The organism is Streptomyces recifensis (assembly GCF_002154615.1).
In the GTDB taxonomy this organism is placed as follows: domain Bacteria; phylum Actinomycetota; class Actinomycetes; order Streptomycetales; family Streptomycetaceae; genus Streptomyces; species Streptomyces griseoluteus.
In genome coordinates this window covers 1-1,351 of record NZ_MUNH01000656.1, presented here as the reverse complement: position 1 = coordinate 1,351, position 1,351 = coordinate 1, and the positions used below count along the sequence as shown (strand labels likewise).

The window sequence follows — 1,351 nt, the reverse complement described above, 5'->3', positions numbered from 1 at the left end:
CGGCTGAGCACCACCGCGCCCGGCGCGGTGGTGCTCAGCCGGAAGAACGCCTCCGGCGAGTGGGAGGACGTGACCGCCGGGCAGTTCGCCGCCGAGGTGCTGGCGGTGGCGCGCGGGCTGGTGTCGGAGGGGCTGATGCCGGGCGAGCGGATCGCCGTCATGGCCCGCACCCGGTACGAGTGGACCCTGCTGGACTTCGCCGCCTGGGCGGCCGGCCTGGTCACCGTGCCCGTCTACCCGACCTCCTCGGTCTACCAGACCCGCTGGATACTCCAGGACTCCGGCGCCGTCGCCCTGATCACCGAGACCACCGCCCAGGGCGCCGCCATCGCGCCCGAACTGGCCCAGCTCCCCGGCCTGCGGCACGTCTGGGTCATCGACGAGGGCCACGTGGAGCTGCTCGCCGAGGCGGGCGCGGGCACACCCGAGGGCGAGGTCGCCGTACGCCGGGGCATGCTGGGCCCCGACACGCTCGCCACCCTGATCTACACCTCGGGCACCACCGGCCGCCCCAAGGGCTGCGCCCTCTCGCACGGCAACTTCTTCGCCGAGGTCGACAACGCCATCGAACTCCTGCACCCGGTGTTCAAGGTGACGACCGGTGAGGAGGCGTCGGTGCTGCTGTTCCTGCCGATGTCCCACGTCTTCGGCCGCATGGTCGCCATCGCCTGCGTCCGGGCCCGTGTGCGCCTCGGCCACGCGCCCAGCCTCAAGCCCGAGCATCTGCTCCCCGACCTGGCCGCGTTCCGGCCGACCTGTCTGCTGACCATCCCGTACATGCTGGAGAAGGTGTACAACACCGCCCGCGCGAAGGCCGAGTCGAGCGGCAAGGCCGCCGCCTTCGACCGGGCCGCCGCCACCGCCGTGCGCTACGGCGAGGCGCTGGAGGCCCGCCAGACCGGCACCGGCAACGGCCCGGGCGCGGCCCTGAAGGCCAGCCGTTCCTTCTACGACCCGCTCGCCTACCGCAAGCTGCGCGCCGCCATGGGCGGCAAGGTCCGCTACGCCATCTGCGGCGGCTCTCCCCTCGGCCGCCGGCTGGCCGCCTTCTTCGCGGGCGCAGGCATCGAGATCTTCGAGGGGTACGGCCTCACCGAGTCCACCGCCGCCACCACGGTCACCCCGCCGCTCCGGCCCCGCCTCGGCACCGTCGGCTGGCCGCTGCCCGGCACCCGGGTGCGGATCGCGGCCGACGGCGAGATCCTGATCTCCGGCGACCATGTGCTGCGCGGCTACTGGGACCAGCAGGCGGGCGGTGTCGTCCCCGCGACCCGCGACGGCTGGCTGGCCACCGGCGACCTGGGCGAGCTGGACGACGACGGCTACCTCACCATCACCGGCCGCAAGAAGG

Annotated in this window: 1 protein-coding gene; it reads left to right on the top strand. The window is 73.7% G+C overall.

All coding sequences use genetic code 11. The features are described 5' to 3' along the window. Positions 1–1,351, top strand: a 1,351-nt coding sequence (locus CCN33_RS27860; protein WP_086696174.1) for an AMP-dependent synthetase/ligase, incomplete at both ends; no start/stop codon positions are given.